The sequence below is a fragment of the Marinobacter daepoensis DSM 16072 genome (assembly GCF_000421165.1).
In the GTDB taxonomy this organism is placed as follows: domain Bacteria; phylum Pseudomonadota; class Gammaproteobacteria; order Pseudomonadales; family Oleiphilaceae; genus Marinobacter; species Marinobacter daepoensis.
In genome coordinates this window covers 140,417-158,502 of record NZ_ATWI01000009.1, presented here as the reverse complement: position 1 = coordinate 158,502, position 18,086 = coordinate 140,417, and the positions used below count along the sequence as shown (strand labels likewise).

Sequence of the window (18,086 nt, the reverse complement as noted above, 5' to 3'; positions counted from 1 at the left end):
CCGAAAGCGTCCATGCTGAGCAGAGTCACGGCGACGCTGGCTCTGGTAGCAACAGCCTGTTTCACCGTGGCAGACGAGGGCGGCTCAGGCGCCCTCACCCCATCCCACGGGATCGCCATGCACGGTGAGCTGAAGTATCCGGAAGGCTTCAGCCATTTCGACTACGTCAACCCCGAGGCACCCAAAGGGGGCGAGTTGAAACTGTCCGTGGTTGCCAACGGCTTTGACAGCTTTAACCCTTTCGTCATCAGAGGGATCTCTGCTGTCGGCGTCAACGCCTATGTCTATGACTCGCTGCTGGACGCCTCTGCGGATGAACCGTTTTCCGAGTATGGTCTGATCGCCGAAACCGTTGAAGTCCCGGACGACCGCAGCTTTGTGGTATTTAACCTGAATAAAGATGCCCGCTTTCAGGATGGCGCCCCCATTACAGCGGAGGATGTTGAGTTTTCCTACCGGATTCTGACCACAGAGGGGCATCCGTTCTATCGCAATTACTACGCCGATGTTGAAAAGGTGACCATTGAGAACAGCCATCGGATTCGCTTTGATTTTGCACAAACCAATAACCGCGAACTGGCCCTGATTCTCGGCCAGATGCCCGTTCTGCCAAAACACTTCTGGGCTGATCGGGATTTCAGCAGCAGCGGGCTGACCACACCGGTTGGCAGCGGCCCCTACCGCATCGACAGTTACGATGCCGGGCGCTCAGTTACCTACGAGCGCGTTGACGACTACTGGGCAGCGGACCTCGGCGTACGCAAAGGCCGGTACAATTTCGACAAGATTTCCTACGAGTACTACAACGACGACACAGTCGCCCTGGAAGCGTTCAAAGCGGGCAACTTTGATTTTCGACTGGAAACATCAGCCAAGAACTGGGCCACGGCGTACACGGGCCGCCAGTTTGAGACCGGCAGCATTGAAAAGAAAGCCATAGAGCATCAACGGCCAACGGGTATGCAAGGATTCATTTTCAACACCCGAAGGGCCGCCTTCAAGGACCCGAAAGTTCGCGAAGCTCTGGCTTACGGCTTTGATTTTCAGTGGGCAAACCAGAATCTCTTTTTCGGGCAATACACCCGCACCCGCAGCTTCTTTGAGAACAGCGAACTGGCTTCGACCGGGCTGCCTGAGGGCCGGGAGCTGGATATTCTGGAGCCTTTCCGGGACCAACTGGCCCCGGCGGTCTTCAACAAAGCGTACACGCCACCAGATACCGGTGAAGGTGCCAGCCTGCGGGATAACCTGCGCACCGCTTTGCAGCTCCTGACTGAGGCCGGATACAAGATCGAAAACGGCAAGATGGTTCATCAGGAGACCGGAAACCCCCTGAGCTTTGAAATCCTGCTGTTCCAAAAAACCTTTGAGCGAGTGGTCCTGCCTTTCAGAAACAATCTCGCAAAACTGGGCATCGACGTCTCTGTGCGCCTGGTGGACAGCAATCAGTACATTCAGCGTGTTCGGAACTTTGATTTTGACGTGATCAGCCAAGTGCTGCCGCAGTCAGATTCGCCGGGCAATGAACAGCGCGATTACTGGCATTCCAGCAACGCCGGAGAAACAGGTTCCCGAAACGCTATTGGCGTCAACAGTCCCGTTGTTGATGAGCTCATTGATCTGGTGATACAGGCCCCGGATCGTGAAGAGCTCGTCTACCGGGTCCGTGCTCTGGACCGAGTGCTCCTGAACGGCCACTACGTTGTTCCCCACTGGCATCTGCGTAAAGACCGGGTTGCCTACTGGAGCCACCTCAAACGCCCCGACACCACGCCCAAGAACGGGATCGATCTCAACAACTGGTGGATTGAACGCTGATGGCGCTCGCTCTCACAAGGCTGTAAGTAAGGATTGCTCCCTTAATGGGCATATACATTCTTCGCCGGATCGCTCTAATCATCCCCACCCTGTTGGGGATCATGTTGCTTAACTTCGTGATCGTTCAGGCTGCCCCCGGCGGCCCGATTGAACAGGTACTCGCCGAGATGGAAGGCCATGGCAGCAGCGCCCTGGCTCGTGCCGGTGGCGGTGATACCGGAGGGGAAGTCTCAACCAACACAGGCGATACCCGTGCATCACGCGGGCTCCCTCCGGAGCTTCTGGAAGAGCTGGAAACGCTGTACGGTTTTGACCGGCCAGCGCATGAGCGTTTCCTGAAGATGCTCGGTGACTACGCCACCTTTGATTTCGGTGACTCCTTCTTCCGGGACCGCAGCGTGGTTGAACTGATCATCGACAAAATGCCGGTCTCCATCTCGCTTGGCCTTTGGTCAACACTGATCATCTACCTGGTCTCCATCCCCCTCGGGGTTCGCAAGGCGGTCACAGATGGCTCCCGCTTTGATGTCTGGACCAGCTCAGCCATTGTCATTGGCTATGCCATCCCCGGGTTCCTGTTCGCTATCCTGCTGATTGTCCTGTTTGCCGGGGGCAGTTATTTCGACTGGTTCCCACTCCGCGGGCTGACTTCGCCTGGCTTTGACCAGATGACCTGGTACCAGAAAATTGCCGACTATTTCTGGCACCTTGCTTTGCCAGTGACGGCCAATGTGATTGGAGGCTTCGCAACCCTGACCCTGCTGACCAAAAATTCTTTTCTGGACGAAATCAGCAAACAGTATGTGGTCACAGCCAGAGCCAAGGGCCTGGAAGAGAAACAGGTACTTTACGGTCATGTATTCCGCAACGCCATGCTGATTGTCATCGCCAGCATGCCAGGAGTACTGGTATCCCTGTTCTTTACCGGTTCGCTGTTGATTGAGGTGATTTTTTCCCTGGACGGTCTCGGACTCCTTGGCTTCGAGGCTGCGCTTAACCGGGATTACCCGGTTATCTTCGGCACCCTGTACATCCTGACACTTATGGGCCTGATCCTGAAACTGATCAGCGATCTCACCTATGTGGCGGTCGACCCTCGCATCGACTTTGAAAGCCGGGAGGGAGCCTGAACATGGTCGCCCTTACGCCAATTCAGCGCCGCCGACTGGCCAACTTTACAGCTAACCGGAGAGGGTTCTGGAGCCTCTGGCTTTTCCTCATCCTGTTCGGCTTGTCACTCTGTGCCGAACTGATTGCCAACGACAAACCGTTGATCGTCTCATACAACGGAGACTGGTATTTCCCGGTCATCCAACAGGTTCCTGAGGAAACATTCGGTGGCTTCCTTCCCACCGAAACCGACTACCGGGATGACTTTATCTCTGAAGAAATCGAGCGCAATGGCTGGATGCTCTGGCCTCCCATTCGCTTCAGCTATGACACCATCAACTACAACCTCGACGTCCCCTCACCTGCACCACCCAGTGCCGACAACTGGCTGGGGACCGACGATCAGGGGCGGGACGTCGCAGCAAGGGTTATCTACGGATTCCGGATTTCCGTACTGTTCGGGTTAACGCTCACGGTAGCCAGCTCGATTGTTGGCGTCGCCGCAGGTGCTCTTCAGGGATACTACGGTGGCAAGATCGACCTGTTCGGCCAGAGGTTTATCGAGATCTGGTCGGGCTTACCCATGCTCTACCTCCTCATTATTCTGTCGTCGATCGTTCAACCCAATTTCTGGTGGCTTTTGGGCATTATGTTGCTTTTCAGCTGGATGGGGCTGGTGGATGTAGTCAGGGCGGAATTCCTTCGGGCTCGTAACTTCGAGTATGTGAAAGCTGCCCGGGCCCTTGGCCTTGGAAACCGAAACATCATGTTTCGACACATCCTTCCGAACGCCATGGTCGCCACCCTGACCTTTATGCCCTTTATTCTCACGGGCGCAATTACCGGCCTGACATCGTTGGATTTCCTGGGTTTCGGGCTCCCTTCAGGCTCACCGTCTCTGGGAGAACTTATCGCCCAGGGGAAAGCCAATCTCCACGCTCCGTGGCTTGGCGTCTCCGCGTTCGCCTCTCTGGCAGTCATGCTCACCCTGTTGGTATTCGTGGGCGAAGCCGTTCGTGATGCGTTTGACCCGAGAAAAAACTGACATGAAGACTCTGCTGACGATCTCGGATCTGTCTATCTGCTTCGACAACGGCCCCAAGGTGGTTGATCAGCTTTCCCTCTCCGTTGAAAGAGGGCAAACCGTCGCCCTGGTTGGCGAGAGCGGTTCCGGAAAATCGGTGTCTGCACTGTCCATCCTGCGATTGCTGGACGAACGCCACGCCAGCTACCCAAGCGGGCAGATCCTATACAATGGCGAAGATCTCCTGAAAGCCAACGAACGGCGCCTTCGCCAGATTCGTGGCAGCCACATCAGCATGATATTTCAGGAGCCCATGACGTCTCTCAACCCTCTGCATACGGTTGAGAAGCAGATCGGAGAAACCCTGGAGTTGCACAAAGGGATGCGTGGCCCCCAGGCGCGAAAACGGTGCATTGAATTACTGGAGTTGGTAGGGATTCCTGAACCGGAGTCTCGCTTAAAGAGCTATCCCCACCAGCTCTCCGGCGGCCAGAAACAGCGGGTGATGATCGCCATGGCGCTGGCGAACGAACCCGACCTTCTGATCGCGGACGAACCAACCACAGCGCTGGACGTTACCGTTCAGAAGCAGGTTCTGGAACTTCTGAAGTCACTACAAGAAAAGCTCGGCATGGCGGTGTTGATGATCACGCATGATCTGAGCATTGTTCGCCGCTACGCCGATCAAGTGGTCGTCATGGAACACGGAAAGCAGGTCGAGAGTGGCCCGACCGGCCCGCTCTTCAGCGCTCCGACCACCCCCTACACCCGCAATCTTATTGAGTCTGAGCCTCCAGCGGCACCACTGCCACGAAGCGGAAATACCGACGTCGTGATGACAGCGAGCCACCTCGATGTGCATTTCACGCTGCGCAAAACGCTGTTTGGCAAAGTCCGGAGCAGCTTCCATGCGGTTCAGGATGTCAGTTTCGAACTACGCAGGGGCGAAACCCTGGGCGTGGTTGGCGAAAGCGGGAGCGGAAAGACCACTTTAGGCCACGCCTTGCTGAAGCTCATCCCCAGCACTGGCACGTTCAGCCTGGCTGGTAACGAGCTGTCATCACTCTCTCAAAAAGAGTTCCAGCCATGGCGGCGACGGGTCCAGATTGTTTTTCAGGACCCTTTCGGGAGCCTGAGCCCCCGTATGTCGATTGAGGAAATCATTCGCGAAGGACTGGAGATACACGAACCGGCCAACAGGGGCCAGCACGAAGCCAGCGTCATCCGGGCCCTGAAGGACGTAGGGCTCGACCCGGACGCACGACACCGCTACCCTCACGAGTTTTCCGGAGGACAACGACAACGCATCGCGATTGCCCGTGCGCTGGTCCTTCAACCCGACCTGATCATCCTGGATGAGCCAACGTCTGCGCTTGACCGAACAGTCCAGAAACAGGTTATCGAGCTTTTACGGGAAATTCAGGCCCGATATGGGCTAAGCTACATCTTTATCAGTCACGATCTGGCTGTTGTCCGGGCCCTTAGTCATAAACTTCTGGTGCTCAGGCACGGGCAGATTGTGGAATACGGCGAGGCAGAAAACCTTTTCCGGGATCCACAACAACCCTACACCCGGGAATTGCTAAGCGCTGCGTTTTTCTATCAGTCTACGACCAATTGAGCGTTACCCGGCACTGACAGGTCGGGGATAATGCGCCGAAACCACGGAACACAGGGAGCAGAAACCCATGGGAATCCTCAGTGGCAAGAAAGCACTGATTGTTGGCGTAGCCAGCAAACATTCCATCGCCTATGGCATTGCCGAGGCATTTGCCCGTGAAGGCGCCGAGATGGCCTTCACCTATCAAAACGAAAAGCTGCAGTCCCGCGTTGAAAAATTCGCGGAACAGTGGGGCAGCACACTGACCTTCCCCTGTGACGTCGCCAGCGACGAACAGATTGACCAGGTCTTTGAACAACTGGGCAAGCACTGGGACAACATCGACATCATCATTCACGCGGTCGGCTTCGCCCCGGCACACGAACTGGATGGCAATTACGTCGACGTCACCACCCGCGATGGTTTCCGGACCGCCCACGACATCAGCTCCTACAGCTTCGTCGCGCTGGCCAAAGGCGCCCGCAAGATGATGCATGAGGGCAGCAGCCTGTTGACTCTGAGCTATCTGGGCGCTGAGCGGGTTCTGCAGAACTACAACGTGATGGGGCTGGCCAAGGCATCGCTTGAAGCAAACGTGCGATACATGGCCGCCAGCCTTGGCAAAGAAGGCATCCGCGTGAACGGCATCTCTGCCGGACCGATCAAGACTCTGGCCGCCTCCGGAATCAAAAGCTTCCGCCGGATGCTGGCAGAGAACGCCAGACAAGCGCCCCTGCGTCGAAACGTCACCACAGAGGAAGTCGGCAACGCGGCGGCTTTCATGAGCTCAGACCTCGCGTCTGGTATTACGGGTGAAATTCTGTACGTCGATGGTGGTTTCAATATCACCGGCATGGCGGAACTGGAAGCCTGAGCGCCAAACGCTCACGCTTAGAAAAGAGCCGGCCTTCGTGCCGGCTCTTTTCGTTCAGTTTTCTGTCAACGCGACGGCAACCGCTTCGATCCATTCCAGATAATCGGTTTCATCCGATTCCAGTACCCTGACACCGACTCTATGCCCCCACTCGGCGTCCCGACACCACACAACCTCAACCGTCAGCACAAACCGTTCCCCGGCGTCTCCAAGGCTGATTTCTGCACTCAGGATCGATTCCCGGCTCAGCGCCTGTGTACACAACAGACTGAATCCCCGCGCTGAAATATCCCGCACCTGGCATTCGAGCTTCTCAGTTACATCGCCATCCATTTCTGAACCAGGTTCCGGTGACTCGGACAGAATCCACGCCCTCGCGCGAGCAATCAATCGGTACTCCTGCCGCAACTCCTGGCCGGATGGCAGAACCTTCTCTGCACCGAACTCATAGTCATCATCGCTCATAACCTAACCTCAGTTCCGTCCAACACGGATGCGCCCCACCACGCGACTCAGGGTGTCGTCAAACTCAGCGGAACTCCCCAGTACCCGGACAGATCCGTTGACCACGCCGGCAACGAGTTCGTCTTGCAGCCATTCGCGGCGATTCAACCCAAGCCTGTCGACAAACACATACTTCCGGGACGCCGAAATTTTAACAGCCAGCTTGAGCCTTACCGGATCGGTTTGACGATCCTTTTCGGTCAGGACGATCCAGCCTCCCAGGGAAATGCTCTCCACCTGTTTTTCGGCCAGTTGCTCCGCCTCTTTTTGCAGGCGCTCCTGCTCAGCCTGTTCGTCTGCCATTCGCTGACGTTCAGCTTCCTCCCTGGCACGCACCAAAGCCTGCTGACGCGCGAGCTCTTCTTTTTCCCGCTGACGCTCCGCCGCTTCTTTCTCCCTTCGGAGTGCCTCGGCCTTTGCCCGGGCTTCCCGTGCGGCTTCCTCACGCTGGGCCTGCTGCCTGGAGCAGACTTTCGACAAAACCTCGAGGGCCTCGGACAAAACTTCACCGAAGGCCGTTGGCCTTGGCAAGGGCCGGATATCACCCGACTGAATCGCCTTTTTAAACTCAGCCCAGGGCTGCAACCCAAGCTTCACGCCCGCGCCATTAGTCCACAACACCTCGCCGCTGTCCGGCAACAGGGCAAAAAAGAAACGTCGCTGCTCCTTGGTGCCCTCACCCGCGAAAAACCACCGCCCGGCATAATCGTCAGCATGATTCGCCGATAGCGTTTCAGCCACGAGCCAGCTTCCATCCCATGAAAAATCAGACCCTGCAGACAAGGCCGTGACCAATTCCGGAACGTCACCCCGGATGCGGGCCACAATGACCGACTGAATGTCGTGCAACGATTGCTCAGGTAATTCCTGATCCAGCACTCTCGACCAGACATCCCGGATACGGTCACCAAGCTGCTCGCCTACATGATACAACCGGTTTCTGTCGCCATCCGACAGATCCGGGTCCCCGACCCAAACCATCCACTCAAGCAGTTTGTTGGCGTGACGATGAACTTCGCTGTCCACGCCGTCCGCCCAAACGCTCTGCTTCAGAACCTTGTACCAGTGACTGCGAACAAACCGGGTGATTGAAGGGGGTAGCTGACGACCGGTCAATGCGCGACCAATCAGCGCTCTGGCAACCTGATCTGCAAGACGCTGACGAGAAGCCCCCTGCTCCGTTTCAAAGAGGCGCTCCCTCAGTCTGGCCACTTGATCATGACGCCTCTGAGTATCCTCAAGCCATTGTCGGCAATAAGTCTCCAGTGCCTCTCGACTCTTAGCCTCAAAGCTCGCAGAGACCGCAACAACCAGACTGTCCAGCTGATCCAGCAACAGCCGGGACGAACGCCCCCCCGTGTCACTCCAGCCTCGCCACTCCTGAAGATTGTCCAGCCAGTCAAGCAACACATCACTTCCAAAGGCCTCTGCGCCAGACAGATCCAGTTGCCAGGCCAGCCAGAACCGGAGCCGGGCAATTCGACTAACCAGAGTGGTGTGCAAACCGGATGTTTTCAGGAACACATCCATAATCCGATCCGAAAGGTAGGCCGCGTTGACTTGCCGAACGGTCCACTCAATGTCTACCGAACGCAGAACCCGGGTAACCCGTTCATCACGCTGCTCAGTCCAGCAAGACAACAGCAACGGGCGCCAGTCCGGCTCCGACTCGGCCAGGCGTTTGCTCGCGGGATATGGGAGATCCGGTACACGTATTCCGGACAAAACCTGAGTGATCCTTTCCGAAACCACCTTTCTGGAAGCAGAGACTGCCTGTGGTTTCTTCGATGAGGGTGACATCCTTTACCTGTTGTCCTGAAGCATTGAGAAGCGTTGAAAAGGGCCTTTAAATAACGCAGTATAACCAACTCGCCGGGGTTTACCGCAACCAAGTGACGGCGCCATTCGCAATTATCTTCAATCATCCGGACAAAAGAATGAATACTCCCGGATGAGGTAACGACAAGATTCGGGGAAGCACACCAAGATGTCAGGCAAGAAACTGGAAAACCTGAACGTGGCCAGTCAGGAAACACTGATCACTCCTGAAGCGCTCAAACAAGAGATGCCACTGTCTGACACGGCAGCGGAAACCGTCGCCAATGGTCGCCAGGCCATCTACAACATCATGGATGGCAAGGACCACCGCCTGTTCATCGTTGTCGGGCCCTGCTCAATCCATGACGTTGAGGCTGCCCGCGACTACGCCAGCCGTCTGAAAAAGCTCGCTGACGAAGTCAGTGACACTCTCCTGCTGGTTATGCGGGTCTACTTTGAAAAGCCCCGCACAACCGTGGGATGGAAAGGGCTGATCAACGACCCCCACCTGAATGACACCTTTGATATTGAACAGGGTCTTCATATCGGTCGGCGCCTGCTGCTGGACATCAATGAAATGGGCATCCCAGTGGCTACCGAAGCCCTGGACCCGATTTCCCCCCAGTACCTGCAAGACAGCATTGCCTGGTCTGCCATCGGGGCCAGAACGACCGAGTCTCAGACTCATCGTGAAATGAGCAGTGGCCTGTCGATGGCGATTGGTTTCAAAAACGGCACCGATGGCAGCCTTGATGTCGCAGTCAACGCGATGAAATCAGTGTCCCACCCTCACAGTTTCCTGGGCATTGACCAACAGGGAAAAGTCGCCATTATCCGCACCAAAGGCAACCATTATGGTCATGTGGTGCTGCGCGGTGGTGGCGGGAAGCCCAACTACGATTCGGTCAACGTAGCCCTCTGTGAACAGGCCCTCGACAAGGCTGGTCTGCGCAAGTCCATTATGGTTGACTGCAGCCACGCGAACTCAAACAAAGACCCGGCTATTCAGCCGCTGGTCATGCAGGACGTAACCCACCAGATTCTGGAGGGTAATCAGTCCATCCAGAGCCTGATGGTAGAAAGTCATATTAACTGGGGGAGTCAGTCGCTTCCGGACGATCTTGCAGACTTGAAGTACGGTGTGTCGGTAACCGATGCCTGCATCGACTGGGAAACCACCGAAAAAGCCATTCGCGACATGCGTGACAAGCTCAAAGAGGTGTTGCCCAAGCGGGCAACATCCGCCTGAAGTCGGTAGCCGGGCCTCAGCGCCCGGCTTCTTCTCTGCCCAGCCAATCCAGCCGGTTTCGCAAAGACACAACGTTACCAATAATCACCAGTGTCGGCGCCTGGGCCCCTTTTTGCTGAACCCGCTCGACAATATTCTCAAGTGTACCAGTAATAACCTCCTGTTCCGGTGTCGTGCCTTTTGAGACCAACGCAACAGGCGTATCCTGAGCCATGCCATGGGCCATCAGTTCCCGGCTGATGATTGGCAATCCGACCAGCCCCATATAAAACACCAGCGTCTGGTTGTTCTGGACGAAGTCTTTCCAGGGGAGATTACAGGTATCATTTTTCAGATGCCCGGTGATGAACCGCACAGACTGAGCATGATCGCGATGGGTCAGTGGAATACCCGCATAAGCAGCACACCCCGACGCCGCGGTGATGCCCGGCACCACCTGAAAACGAACACCGGCCGCCGCCAGCGTTTCGATTTCCTCTCCACCACGACCAAAGATAAAGGGGTCCCCCCCTTTCAGGCGGACTACACGATGCCCTTCTCTGGCAAGGTCAACCAGACGCTGATTAATCTGATCCTGCGGCAAGGTATGATTCGCCCGCTGCTTACCGACGTGGACCTTCCGCGCGCCATCCGGAATCAGCGCCATGATTTCTGGTGACACCAGCCGATCGTATAACACGACATCCGCCGACTGAATCAGTCGCCAGGCTTTCAGAGTCAGCAGCTCAGGATCACCAGGGCCGGCTCCGACCAGCGCCACCTCTCCGGCGGAATTGTTCGGATTATCCGTTACCGGGTTAACCCGGTAGCGTGCTGGCGCAGACCCTACGGGTACGCCCGTCCCTGGTATATCCCGTGAGTGATCTGTCATTGAATACGCTCTACTCCACCCATATAGGGCCTGAGAACGTCAGGCACAAGAATGCTGCCGTCCGCCTGCTGATAGTTTTCCATAACGGCCACCATTGCCCGGCCAACGGCCAGCCCGGAGCCATTCAATGTGTTCACCGGTTCTGGTTTACCGGTTTCGGGATTCCGCCAACGAGCCTGCATCCGACGGGCCTGAAAATCCCGGGTGTTGGAGCAGGATGAGATTTCCCGGTATTTGCCCTGCCCTGGCAGCCAGACCTCCAGATCGTATGTCTTGGCGGCGGAGAAGCCCATGTCACCACCGCAAAGGGTCACCACCCGATAAGGGAGACCCAGTAACTGAAGAATCTTTTCGGCATGCCCTGTCAGCTCCTCCAGCGCCTGTGCGGACTCCTCTGGCCGGACGACCTGCACCAGCTCGACCTTGTCAAACTGGTGCAGACGAATCATGCCGCGAACATCCCGACCGTAGGAACCGGCCTCACTCCGAAAGCACGGAGTATGGCACACCAGCCGAAGGGGCAGCTCCGCATCGTCCAGAATGGTGTCTGCCACCAGATTGGTTACCGGTACTTCCGCCGTCGGTATTAGGTAAAGCGGGTTATCGCCGGCGGTCCTGAACAGGTCTTCCTCGAATTTCGGCAATTGCCCGGTACCAAACAAGGTATTGGCATTCACCAGATAAGGCACATAGGTTTCGGTGTAGCCATGCTTCAGGGTGTGCTGATCCAGCATGAACTGCGCCAGTGCACGGTGCAATCGGGCCAATTGACCACGCATGACCGCAAACCGTGAGTGGGCCAGGTGTGTGGCCTTTTCAAAATCCAGCCCCTTCAGTTCTTCGCCCAGCGTAACATGGTCCTTCGGCTGAAATTCGAACGTTGTTGGCGTTCCCCAAACGCGGGTTTCGACGTTGTCGTCCTCACTCTCTCCCGCCGGAACGTCTTCATCCGGAAGGTTCGGAATCCCGGCAAAGAAGGCATTCAGGGATTCCTGCACCGAACGCAACTCATCCTCAGCTTCACCACGCTGCTTCTTCAGGCTCTCAACCTCGTCAAGCAGGGGTTTGATGTCCTCGCCCGCAGCCTTGGCTTTGCCAATGGATTTCGACCGTTTGTTTTGCTCGCTCTGCAAGGTTTCAGTACGAACCTGGATGGCCCGGCGGCGCTCCTCCAGTTGCTCGAAGGTGGCAATATCAAACTCGAAATTCTTGATGGCCAGCCGACGGGCGATCTCTTCAGTCTGTGTACGGACACGTTTCGGATCGAGCATGTTTTTCCTGATTTCCGGTTAACGAATAAATGGTGATAGAGGCATTATACCTGCCGTGAATGCGGTGGCCACTATCGGAAAGATCACGACGGGGTATGGACGACGGGGATTCAGTAGCGCTGCTTCTGGCTCGCGGCGTCCAGTGCCGCCAGGCGCTGGCGCTTTTCGGCCAGCTTGATCTCCAGCCCCCGCTGCACCGGCTGATAGTAATTGCGAGCCTGAATGGCCTCCGGCAGATAGCATTCCCCCGCCGCATAGGCGTCCGGTTCGTCATGCGCGTACCGGTATTCCTCGCCATGCCCCATACTTTTGAGCAATTTGGTCGGCGCATTGCGCAGGTGCACCGGCACTTCATAATCCGGATCACTGCGAACGTCGGCCATACACTGATTGAACGCGTTGTAGACCGCGTTGCTTTTCGGTGCAAGCGCTAGGTAAGTAACCGCCTGAGCCAAGGCCAGTTCGCCTTCCGGTGACCCAAGACGCTCCTGCGCATCCCAGGCTTGCAAGGTAATCTGAAGCGCCCTCGGGTCGGCGTTGCCAATATCCTCACTGGCAATCCGGACCAGTCGCCGGGCGATGTAGAGAGGGTCACATCCACCATCAATCATCCGGCACAACCAATAAAGAGAACCATCCGGGCTCGAACCCCTGACAGACTTGTGCAACGCTGAAATCTGGTCATAGAAAACATCCCCTCCCTTGTCAAAACGACGAAGGCTGGTCTGAAGAACCTGCTCAAGGGTAGCCGAGGTGATCGTGCCAGAGCCATCCGGCCCGGGCTCCGCCAGATCAGCGGCGACTTCCAGAATGTTCAAAGCACGGCGGGCATCGCCCCCAGAAGCCTGCGCCATCGTCTCCAGCACCGTTGCGTCGACTTTTAGCTGGCCATTGAAGCCCTGTTTACCGGTCAGCGCGGTGTTGAGCAGCCTGAGTATATCCGGCGTATCGAGGTTTTTGAGAACATAAACGCGGGTCCTTGAGAGCAACGCACTGTTCAGCTCAAAGGAAGGGTTTTCCGTGGTCGCTCCCACGAAAATGAACGTACCGTCTTCAATGTGGGGTAAAAAAGCGTCTTGCTGGCTTTTATTGAAGCGGTGCACCTCATCGACAAAAAGCAGCGTATCCTGCCCCTGGGAATACTTTCGGTTACGGGCTCGCTCCACTACTTCTCGGATGTCCTTTACGCCACTGAGGACTGCCGAAATTGTTTCAAACGAAAGATCCCCGACGTTCGCGAGCAATCGGGCAAACGTGGTTTTGCCCACGCCAGGCGGACCCCAGAGGATCATCGAATGCAGCTGACCCTGCTCAACAGCCCGCCGCAATGGCTTGCCCGGCCCAACCAAGTGGGCCTGACCGACGTAACCCTCAAGAGAGGCTGGCCGCATGCGAGCGGCCAGGGGCTGAAAACCCGCCTCAGCCTGAAACAGACTATCCTGCATCAGGCACCGTCCCGAATCACATCCACGCCCTCCGGGTAGTCAAGCCGAAAGGCGCTGTTGTCGATAGACCGATTCAGCTCAATATCATCAAAGCTCAGGATGCTCATCTGGGACAGAGAATCCTGCATCCTCATCTCCTGAAGCTCGCCATCGTAGAAGCTCAACCGAAGCGAGGTGAACAGTGAGTCAGCACTGCGGGGAACGAGGGTAAATTCGCGGGTGCTTTCTCCCAGCTCACGGACACTGACCTCATAACTTTCGTTGAGGTTGCCCACTTCGCCGCTCAGCAACAGCGCCGGGGTGGTCTGAACCCGTTCATCGAGCGAATGAATCGTAACCTGTTCGAGGTCCGGGTCGTACACTTCAACCGTTTCACCGTCACTGACAATGAACTGTGACAGCGGTGCACCCGTTTCCCAGTAGAACAACCCCGGGCGTTTCGCCTTCAAAGAGCCCCGGGTCTCCTGAACCTCGTTGCCATTCTCATTGACCACAATCTGGATGAAATCGGCCTGATAAGTCTCGTAACTTCCCAGCAGGGAAGATAACTGCCCGGCTGCGTCCCGGGTGGTTTCCAGCTCATCGGCCTGAGTTCCTGCGGCCCACAACGCCGCCAAAGCAAACAGTATGCCTGTCATTGTCCTGATCATAACGTACTCCTAGTCTCTTGGAGGCGGCGGTGCCAGAACCTCTCTGGCACCGTTGTGGCCCGCCGGGCTGACTACTCCCGAAGCTTCCATGGCATCCACCAGATTGGCAGCACGGTTGTAGCCGATCTTGAATTTACGCTGAACCGATGAGATGGATACCCGGCGGTTTTCCGTGACAAAAGCAACCGCTTCATCAAACAGAGCATCGCCTTCATCCCCACCGCCGGCGCCCCCGTCACTGAGCGTCGGAACTCCCGGCAAGTGCTCCCCTTCGGCGCCATTCAGAACATCATCCACGTATTCCGGTTCGCCACGGGCTTTCCAGGCATTAACCACGCGATGAACCTCATCATCGTCCACAAACGCGCCGTGGACGCGCACCGGGAGGCCGGAACCCGGGGGCAAGTACAACATGTCCCCATGTCCGAGCAGCTGTTCCGCCCCACCCTGATCAAGAACTGTCCGCGAGTCGATTTTGGACGACACCTGAAATGACATCCGGGTCGGAATGTTGGCCTTGATAAGCCCGGTAATTACATCAACCGATGGCCGCTGGGTTGCGAGGACCAGATGAATGCCTGCGGCACGCGCCTTCTGGGCAATCCGGGCAATCAGTTCTTCAACTTTTTTGCCAACAATCATCATCATGTCAGCAAACTCATCAATCACCACCACAATGAATGGCAGCGTTTCCAGTTCCGGGCGTTCCTGCTCATCATTAGCCAGGTACTCATCCGGCTTCCAGAGCGGGTCCAGAAGGGGCTCGCCCTCAGCGCGAGCATCCCTCACCTTCTTGTTATAACCGGCAATGTTCCGCACGCCCATACTGGCCATCAGGCGGTAGCGTCGTTCCATTTCCGCCACGCACCAACGCAGTGCATTGGCAGCCTCTTTCATATCTGTCACGACTGGCGCCAGAAGATGCGGAATACCATCATAGATGCTTAACTCAAGCATCTTCGGGTCAACCATGATGAACCGGACTTCGTCCGGCGTCGCTTTCAGCAACATACTCAGCAACATCGCGTTGACACCGACCGACTTACCGGACCCGGTTGTACCTGCCACCAAAAGGTGTGGCATCTTGGCCAGGTTGGCAACCATCGGGTTCCCACCAATGTCGTTGCCCAGGGCCAGCGTCAACGGGGAGGCAGAATCGGTAAATACGTTGGCACCGAGAACTTCACTCAGGCGCACAATTTCCCGCTTCTCGTTCGGGATCTCAATCCCCACCACTGACTTACCAGGAATCACCTCAACCACCCGTACGCTCAGAACCGCAAGAGAACGAGCCAGATCCTTCGCCAGGTTGGAAATCTTACTGACCTTAACGCCGGGTGCAGGCTTGATTTCAAAGCGGGTAATCACCGGGCCGGGGTTGACTTCCACGACTTCCACCGAGACGCCGAAGTCACTGAGTTTCTCCTCCAGCAGGCGCGACATATGCTCGAGAGACTCTTCCGAATACCCGGTCTCCTTGTGCACTTCCGGAGGGTCCAGCAAAGTGATGGGCGGTATCGGGCTTTCGATATCCTCAAGCAAAGAACCCTGACGGTCTTTGCCTTTTTTCTTGGAGCTGCCTTGCTCGTCCTTTTTGAACGGCGATATTTTGAGCGACCTTGCCTTTGGCCTTGCAGGCTGGGCCTCTGGCGGCTCAGTCACCTGATCCTGGGAACTGAAGCTCTCGAGCCGCTCCGGTTCAGGGGTTGACGCGGGCAGCCCTTCAATTTCGGGCTCTTTGCGCTCCTTTTTTGCGATTGGAGCGGGCTCGGCTTTCGGAGCTTTGGAGGCTCGACCAAACAACCGCTTGATCAGGGAACGCTTTTCAGACGTATTATTCTCTTTGCCCTGCTTTTGCTCACGAACTTCGTCCCGCACCACAGGAGGCTCAGGTTCAGCCACTTTGGGCTCATCACGGGGCGCCGGAGTTTCCAGGCCTTTACGTTCTTTCTTGCGAGCACCCTCATACCATGATTTTATGGCTTCGGCGCTTTTGAGCGTCAGCCCGCCCAACTGGTCCATCATACGAAACCACGACAGCCCGATGGTGACGGTCAGCGCAAACAGGAAAATCGCGATCAGCAATAAGGTTGTGGCCGGCAGGTTGAAAAAACGAACCATCGCTTCTGAGACAGCGGTGCCCAGCACTCCCCCGGAGGAAGCTCCCAACCCGAAAACGGAGTAGAGGGAAAGCAGGCTGGTTGCTGACAGAAGGATGAGAATAAACCCGCCAAAGCGAACCATGAACAACGGCCAGTGCAGATCCATCGGCTGGTTACGGCGGCGGATCAGCATAACAGCGTAACCGGCCACCATCACCGGAAACAGCCACGATACATGCCCGAAAAAGTCCATGAACAGACTTGCCAGCCACGCGCCTGTCCGGCCAGCATGATTCTGAACCCGGATATCATGACCAATGCTGGCCCAGCCCGGGTCGGCCGGATTGAAGGTAAAGAGTGCCATCGCAAGGTAAATGCAAAGCACAATAAGGCCAATAACCGCACCTTCCCTGGCACCCTGAGCCGTAAGGCGACGAAATCGCTTCTGCTTCTCGGTCAGTTCTGTGGCTACTGCTTTCTTCGCTTTCGCGGATTCCGCCATGAATACTCAAACCGTCCGGTTGTTTAGTCTTTTATGGCCTGAAAACCTCTTTCCAGATCAGCTTTCAGGTCATTAACAGATTCGATACCCACAGACAAACGAAGCAGGTTTTCAGTAATACCAGCTCTCGCTTTGTCTTCCGGAGAAAGACGGCCGTGGGTTGTGGTAGCCGGATGGGTGATGGTGGTTTTTACATCGCCCAGGTTTGCGGTTATCGAGATCATTCGGGTAGCGTCAATAAACGCCCACGCATTCTCCCGACCGCCCTTTACCTGAAACGAAAGCACCCCTCCGAAACCGTCCTGCTGTTTTTTGGCAAGCTCATGCTGCGGATGACTCTGCAGGCCGGCATAAAACACTTTTTCCACTAACGGCTGCTGCTCCAGCCACAGCGCCAACTCTAGCGCATTGTTACAGTGTGCGCGCATACGAATCGGTAAGGTTTCCAGGCCCTTCTGAAACACCCAGGCATTGAACGGGCTCATGGTCGGCCCGGCAGAGCGAATAAACCCGTAGATCTCATCCAGATACCTGGAAGGACCGACAACAACACCCCCAACACACCGCCCCTGACCATCCAGGTATTTGGTTGCTGAATGAACCACCAGATCAGCGCCGTGCTCCAGCGGTCGTTGGAGAACCGGCGTGCAGAAACAGTTATCAACCACCAGCAACGCATGGTTACCCGTCGCTATCTCTGACAGCGCGGACAGGTCCGCAACTTCACACAATGGGTTTGAGGGTGTTTCCAAAAACAGCATGCGGGTCTCTGGCCGGACCGACTCTCGCCATTCATTGAGATCCGTCAGGCTGACAAACGTGGTGTCGACCCCAAAGCGCGCCATGTATTTCTGGAACAGGACGTTGGTGGTTCCAAATACCCCACGCGAACAGATAACGTGATCGCCGGCTTTAAGCAGCGCCATACAGGTGGCCAGAATGGCTGCCATCCCTGAGGCTGTCGCCACCCCCCGTTCACCGCCTTCCATCGCGGCGATTCTTGACTCAAACGCCTGGACCGTCGGGTTGGTGAAACGGGAATAGATGTTACCAGGCTCTTCCCCTCCGAATCTGGCGGCCGCCTGAGCGGCACTGCCATAAACGAAGCTGGAGGTAGGGAAAATTGCATCACTGTGCTCAAGCTGACCGGTACGGATCTGCCCTGCCCTCACGGCCACAGTGTCGAGCGACATACCATCCAGGTCCGATTCGGGTATCCAAACATGCTCGTCTCGGCCGAATGTCATC

General features: G+C 56.4%; 13 protein-coding genes and 1 pseudogene. 6 read left to right on the top strand and 8 right to left on the bottom strand.

All coding sequences use genetic code 11. The features are described from left to right. Window positions 1–12 precede the first annotated feature (12 nt). The 5 genes from K325_RS0106175 (at window position 13) to K325_RS0106155 (ending at window position 6,426) form a co-directional block, all read left to right on the top strand. Window positions 13–1,818, top strand: coding sequence for an extracellular solute-binding protein (locus tag K325_RS0106175; RefSeq protein ID WP_228128401.1), 1,806 nt, complete (start codon window positions 13–15; stop codon window positions 1,816–1,818). A gap of 44 nt (window positions 1,819–1,862) precedes the next feature. Further along, window positions 1,863–2,948: a microcin C ABC transporter permease YejB gene (locus tag K325_RS0106170; protein WP_029653398.1), complete on the top strand. Its 1,086-nt coding sequence runs from the start codon at window positions 1,863–1,865 to the stop codon at window positions 2,946–2,948. 2 nt (window positions 2,949–2,950) lie between these two features. After that, complete coding sequence (locus tag K325_RS0106165) at window positions 2,951–3,973, top strand: ABC transporter permease (protein WP_029653397.1); 1,023 nt, start codon at window positions 2,951–2,953, stop codon at window positions 3,971–3,973. Between the two features lies 1 nt (window position 3,974). After that, entirely contained in the window at window positions 3,975–5,573 is a 1,599-nt protein-coding gene (locus tag K325_RS0106160; RefSeq protein ID WP_029653396.1) for an ABC transporter ATP-binding protein, read from the top strand. A 67-nt stretch (window positions 5,574–5,640) separates the two neighbouring features. Then, on the top strand, window positions 5,641–6,426 hold the full coding sequence (locus tag K325_RS0106155) for an enoyl-ACP reductase FabI (RefSeq protein WP_029653395.1): 786 nt from the start codon (window positions 5,641–5,643) through the stop codon (window positions 6,424–6,426). A gap of 54 nt (window positions 6,427–6,480) precedes the next feature. Here the strand turns inward: K325_RS0106155 and K325_RS0106150 are convergent, their stop codons facing one another. Both K325_RS0106150 and K325_RS0106145 read right to left on the bottom strand, forming a co-directional pair. Beyond that, complete coding sequence (locus K325_RS0106150; RefSeq protein WP_029653394.1) at window positions 6,481–6,891, bottom strand: PilZ domain-containing protein; 411 nt, start codon at window positions 6,889–6,891, stop codon at window positions 6,481–6,483. A gap of 9 nt (window positions 6,892–6,900) precedes the next feature. After that, entirely contained in the window at window positions 6,901–8,655 is a 1,755-nt protein-coding gene (locus K325_RS0106145; RefSeq protein WP_228128400.1) for a DUF1631 family protein, read from the bottom strand. A 262-nt stretch (window positions 8,656–8,917) separates the two neighbouring features. On the opposite strand from K325_RS0106145, the gene K325_RS0106140 reads away from it, so the two are divergent. Continuing rightward, complete coding sequence (locus tag K325_RS0106140) at window positions 8,918–9,997, top strand: 3-deoxy-7-phosphoheptulonate synthase (protein WP_029653392.1); 1,080 nt, start codon at window positions 8,918–8,920, stop codon at window positions 9,995–9,997. 16 nt (window positions 9,998–10,013) lie between these two features. Here K325_RS0106140 and cobA read toward each other — a convergent pair. The 6 genes and pseudogenes from cobA to K325_RS0106110 form a co-directional block, all read right to left on the bottom strand. Then, window positions 10,014–10,766: pseudogene (gene cobA, locus K325_RS0106135) on the bottom strand (uroporphyrinogen-III C-methyltransferase); the annotation flags it as partial. A gap of 98 nt (window positions 10,767–10,864) precedes the next feature. Continuing rightward, window positions 10,865–12,139 carry a serine--tRNA ligase gene (serS, locus tag K325_RS0106130; protein ID WP_029653390.1) on the bottom strand — a complete coding sequence of 425 codons (1,275 nt, stop codon included), beginning with the start codon at window positions 12,137–12,139 and terminating at the stop codon, window positions 10,865–10,867. Window positions 12,140–12,249: 110 nt separating this feature from the next. After that, window positions 12,250–13,584, bottom strand: a complete 1,335-nt coding sequence (locus tag K325_RS0106125; RefSeq protein WP_029653389.1) for a replication-associated recombination protein A — start codon at window positions 13,582–13,584, stop codon at window positions 12,250–12,252. Continuing rightward, entirely contained in the window at window positions 13,584–14,234 is a 651-nt protein-coding gene (lolA, locus tag K325_RS0106120; protein ID WP_029653388.1) for an outer membrane lipoprotein periplasmic chaperone LolA, read from the bottom strand. Before lolA ends, K325_RS0106125 begins: the two co-directional genes overlap by 1 nt. A gap of 9 nt (window positions 14,235–14,243) precedes the next feature. Further along, window positions 14,244–16,838: a DNA translocase FtsK gene (locus K325_RS0106115; protein WP_029653387.1), complete on the bottom strand. Its 2,595-nt coding sequence runs from the start codon at window positions 16,836–16,838 to the stop codon at window positions 14,244–14,246. A gap of 23 nt (window positions 16,839–16,861) precedes the next feature. Next, window positions 16,862–18,085 carry an O-succinylhomoserine sulfhydrylase gene (locus K325_RS0106110; RefSeq protein ID WP_029653386.1) on the bottom strand — a complete coding sequence of 408 codons (1,224 nt, stop codon included), beginning with the start codon at window positions 18,083–18,085 and terminating at the stop codon, window positions 16,862–16,864. Between the last annotated feature and the right edge of the window lies 1 nt (window position 18,086).

Coding starts and splice junctions, on each gene's coding strand:
- serS (WP_029653390.1), bottom strand. CDS start 12,139: ATGCTCGATCCGAAACGTGTCCGTACACAGACTGAAGAGATCGCCCGT.
- K325_RS0106160 (WP_029653396.1), top strand. CDS start 3,975: ATGAAGACTCTGCTGACGATCTCGGATCTGTCTATCTGCTTCGACAAC.
- K325_RS0106115 (WP_029653387.1), bottom strand. CDS start 16,838: ATGGCGGAATCCGCGAAAGCGAAGAAAGCAGTAGCCACAGAACTGACC.
- K325_RS0106110 (WP_029653386.1), bottom strand. CDS start 18,085: ATGACATTCGGCCGAGACGAGCATGTTTGGATACCCGAATCGGACCTG.
- lolA (WP_029653388.1), bottom strand. CDS start 14,234: ATGATCAGGACAATGACAGGCATACTGTTTGCTTTGGCGGCGTTGTGG.
- K325_RS0106175 (WP_228128401.1), top strand. CDS start 13: ATGCTGAGCAGAGTCACGGCGACGCTGGCTCTGGTAGCAACAGCCTGT.
- K325_RS0106125 (WP_029653389.1), bottom strand. CDS start 13,584: ATGCAGGATAGTCTGTTTCAGGCTGAGGCGGGTTTTCAGCCCCTGGCC.
- K325_RS0106140 (WP_029653392.1), top strand. CDS start 8,918: ATGTCAGGCAAGAAACTGGAAAACCTGAACGTGGCCAGTCAGGAAACA.
- K325_RS0106155 (WP_029653395.1), top strand. CDS start 5,641: ATGGGAATCCTCAGTGGCAAGAAAGCACTGATTGTTGGCGTAGCCAGC.
- K325_RS0106150 (WP_029653394.1), bottom strand. CDS start 6,891: ATGAGCGATGATGACTATGAGTTCGGTGCAGAGAAGGTTCTGCCATCC.
- K325_RS0106165 (WP_029653397.1), top strand. CDS start 2,951: ATGGTCGCCCTTACGCCAATTCAGCGCCGCCGACTGGCCAACTTTACA.
- K325_RS0106170 (WP_029653398.1), top strand. CDS start 1,863: ATGGGCATATACATTCTTCGCCGGATCGCTCTAATCATCCCCACCCTG.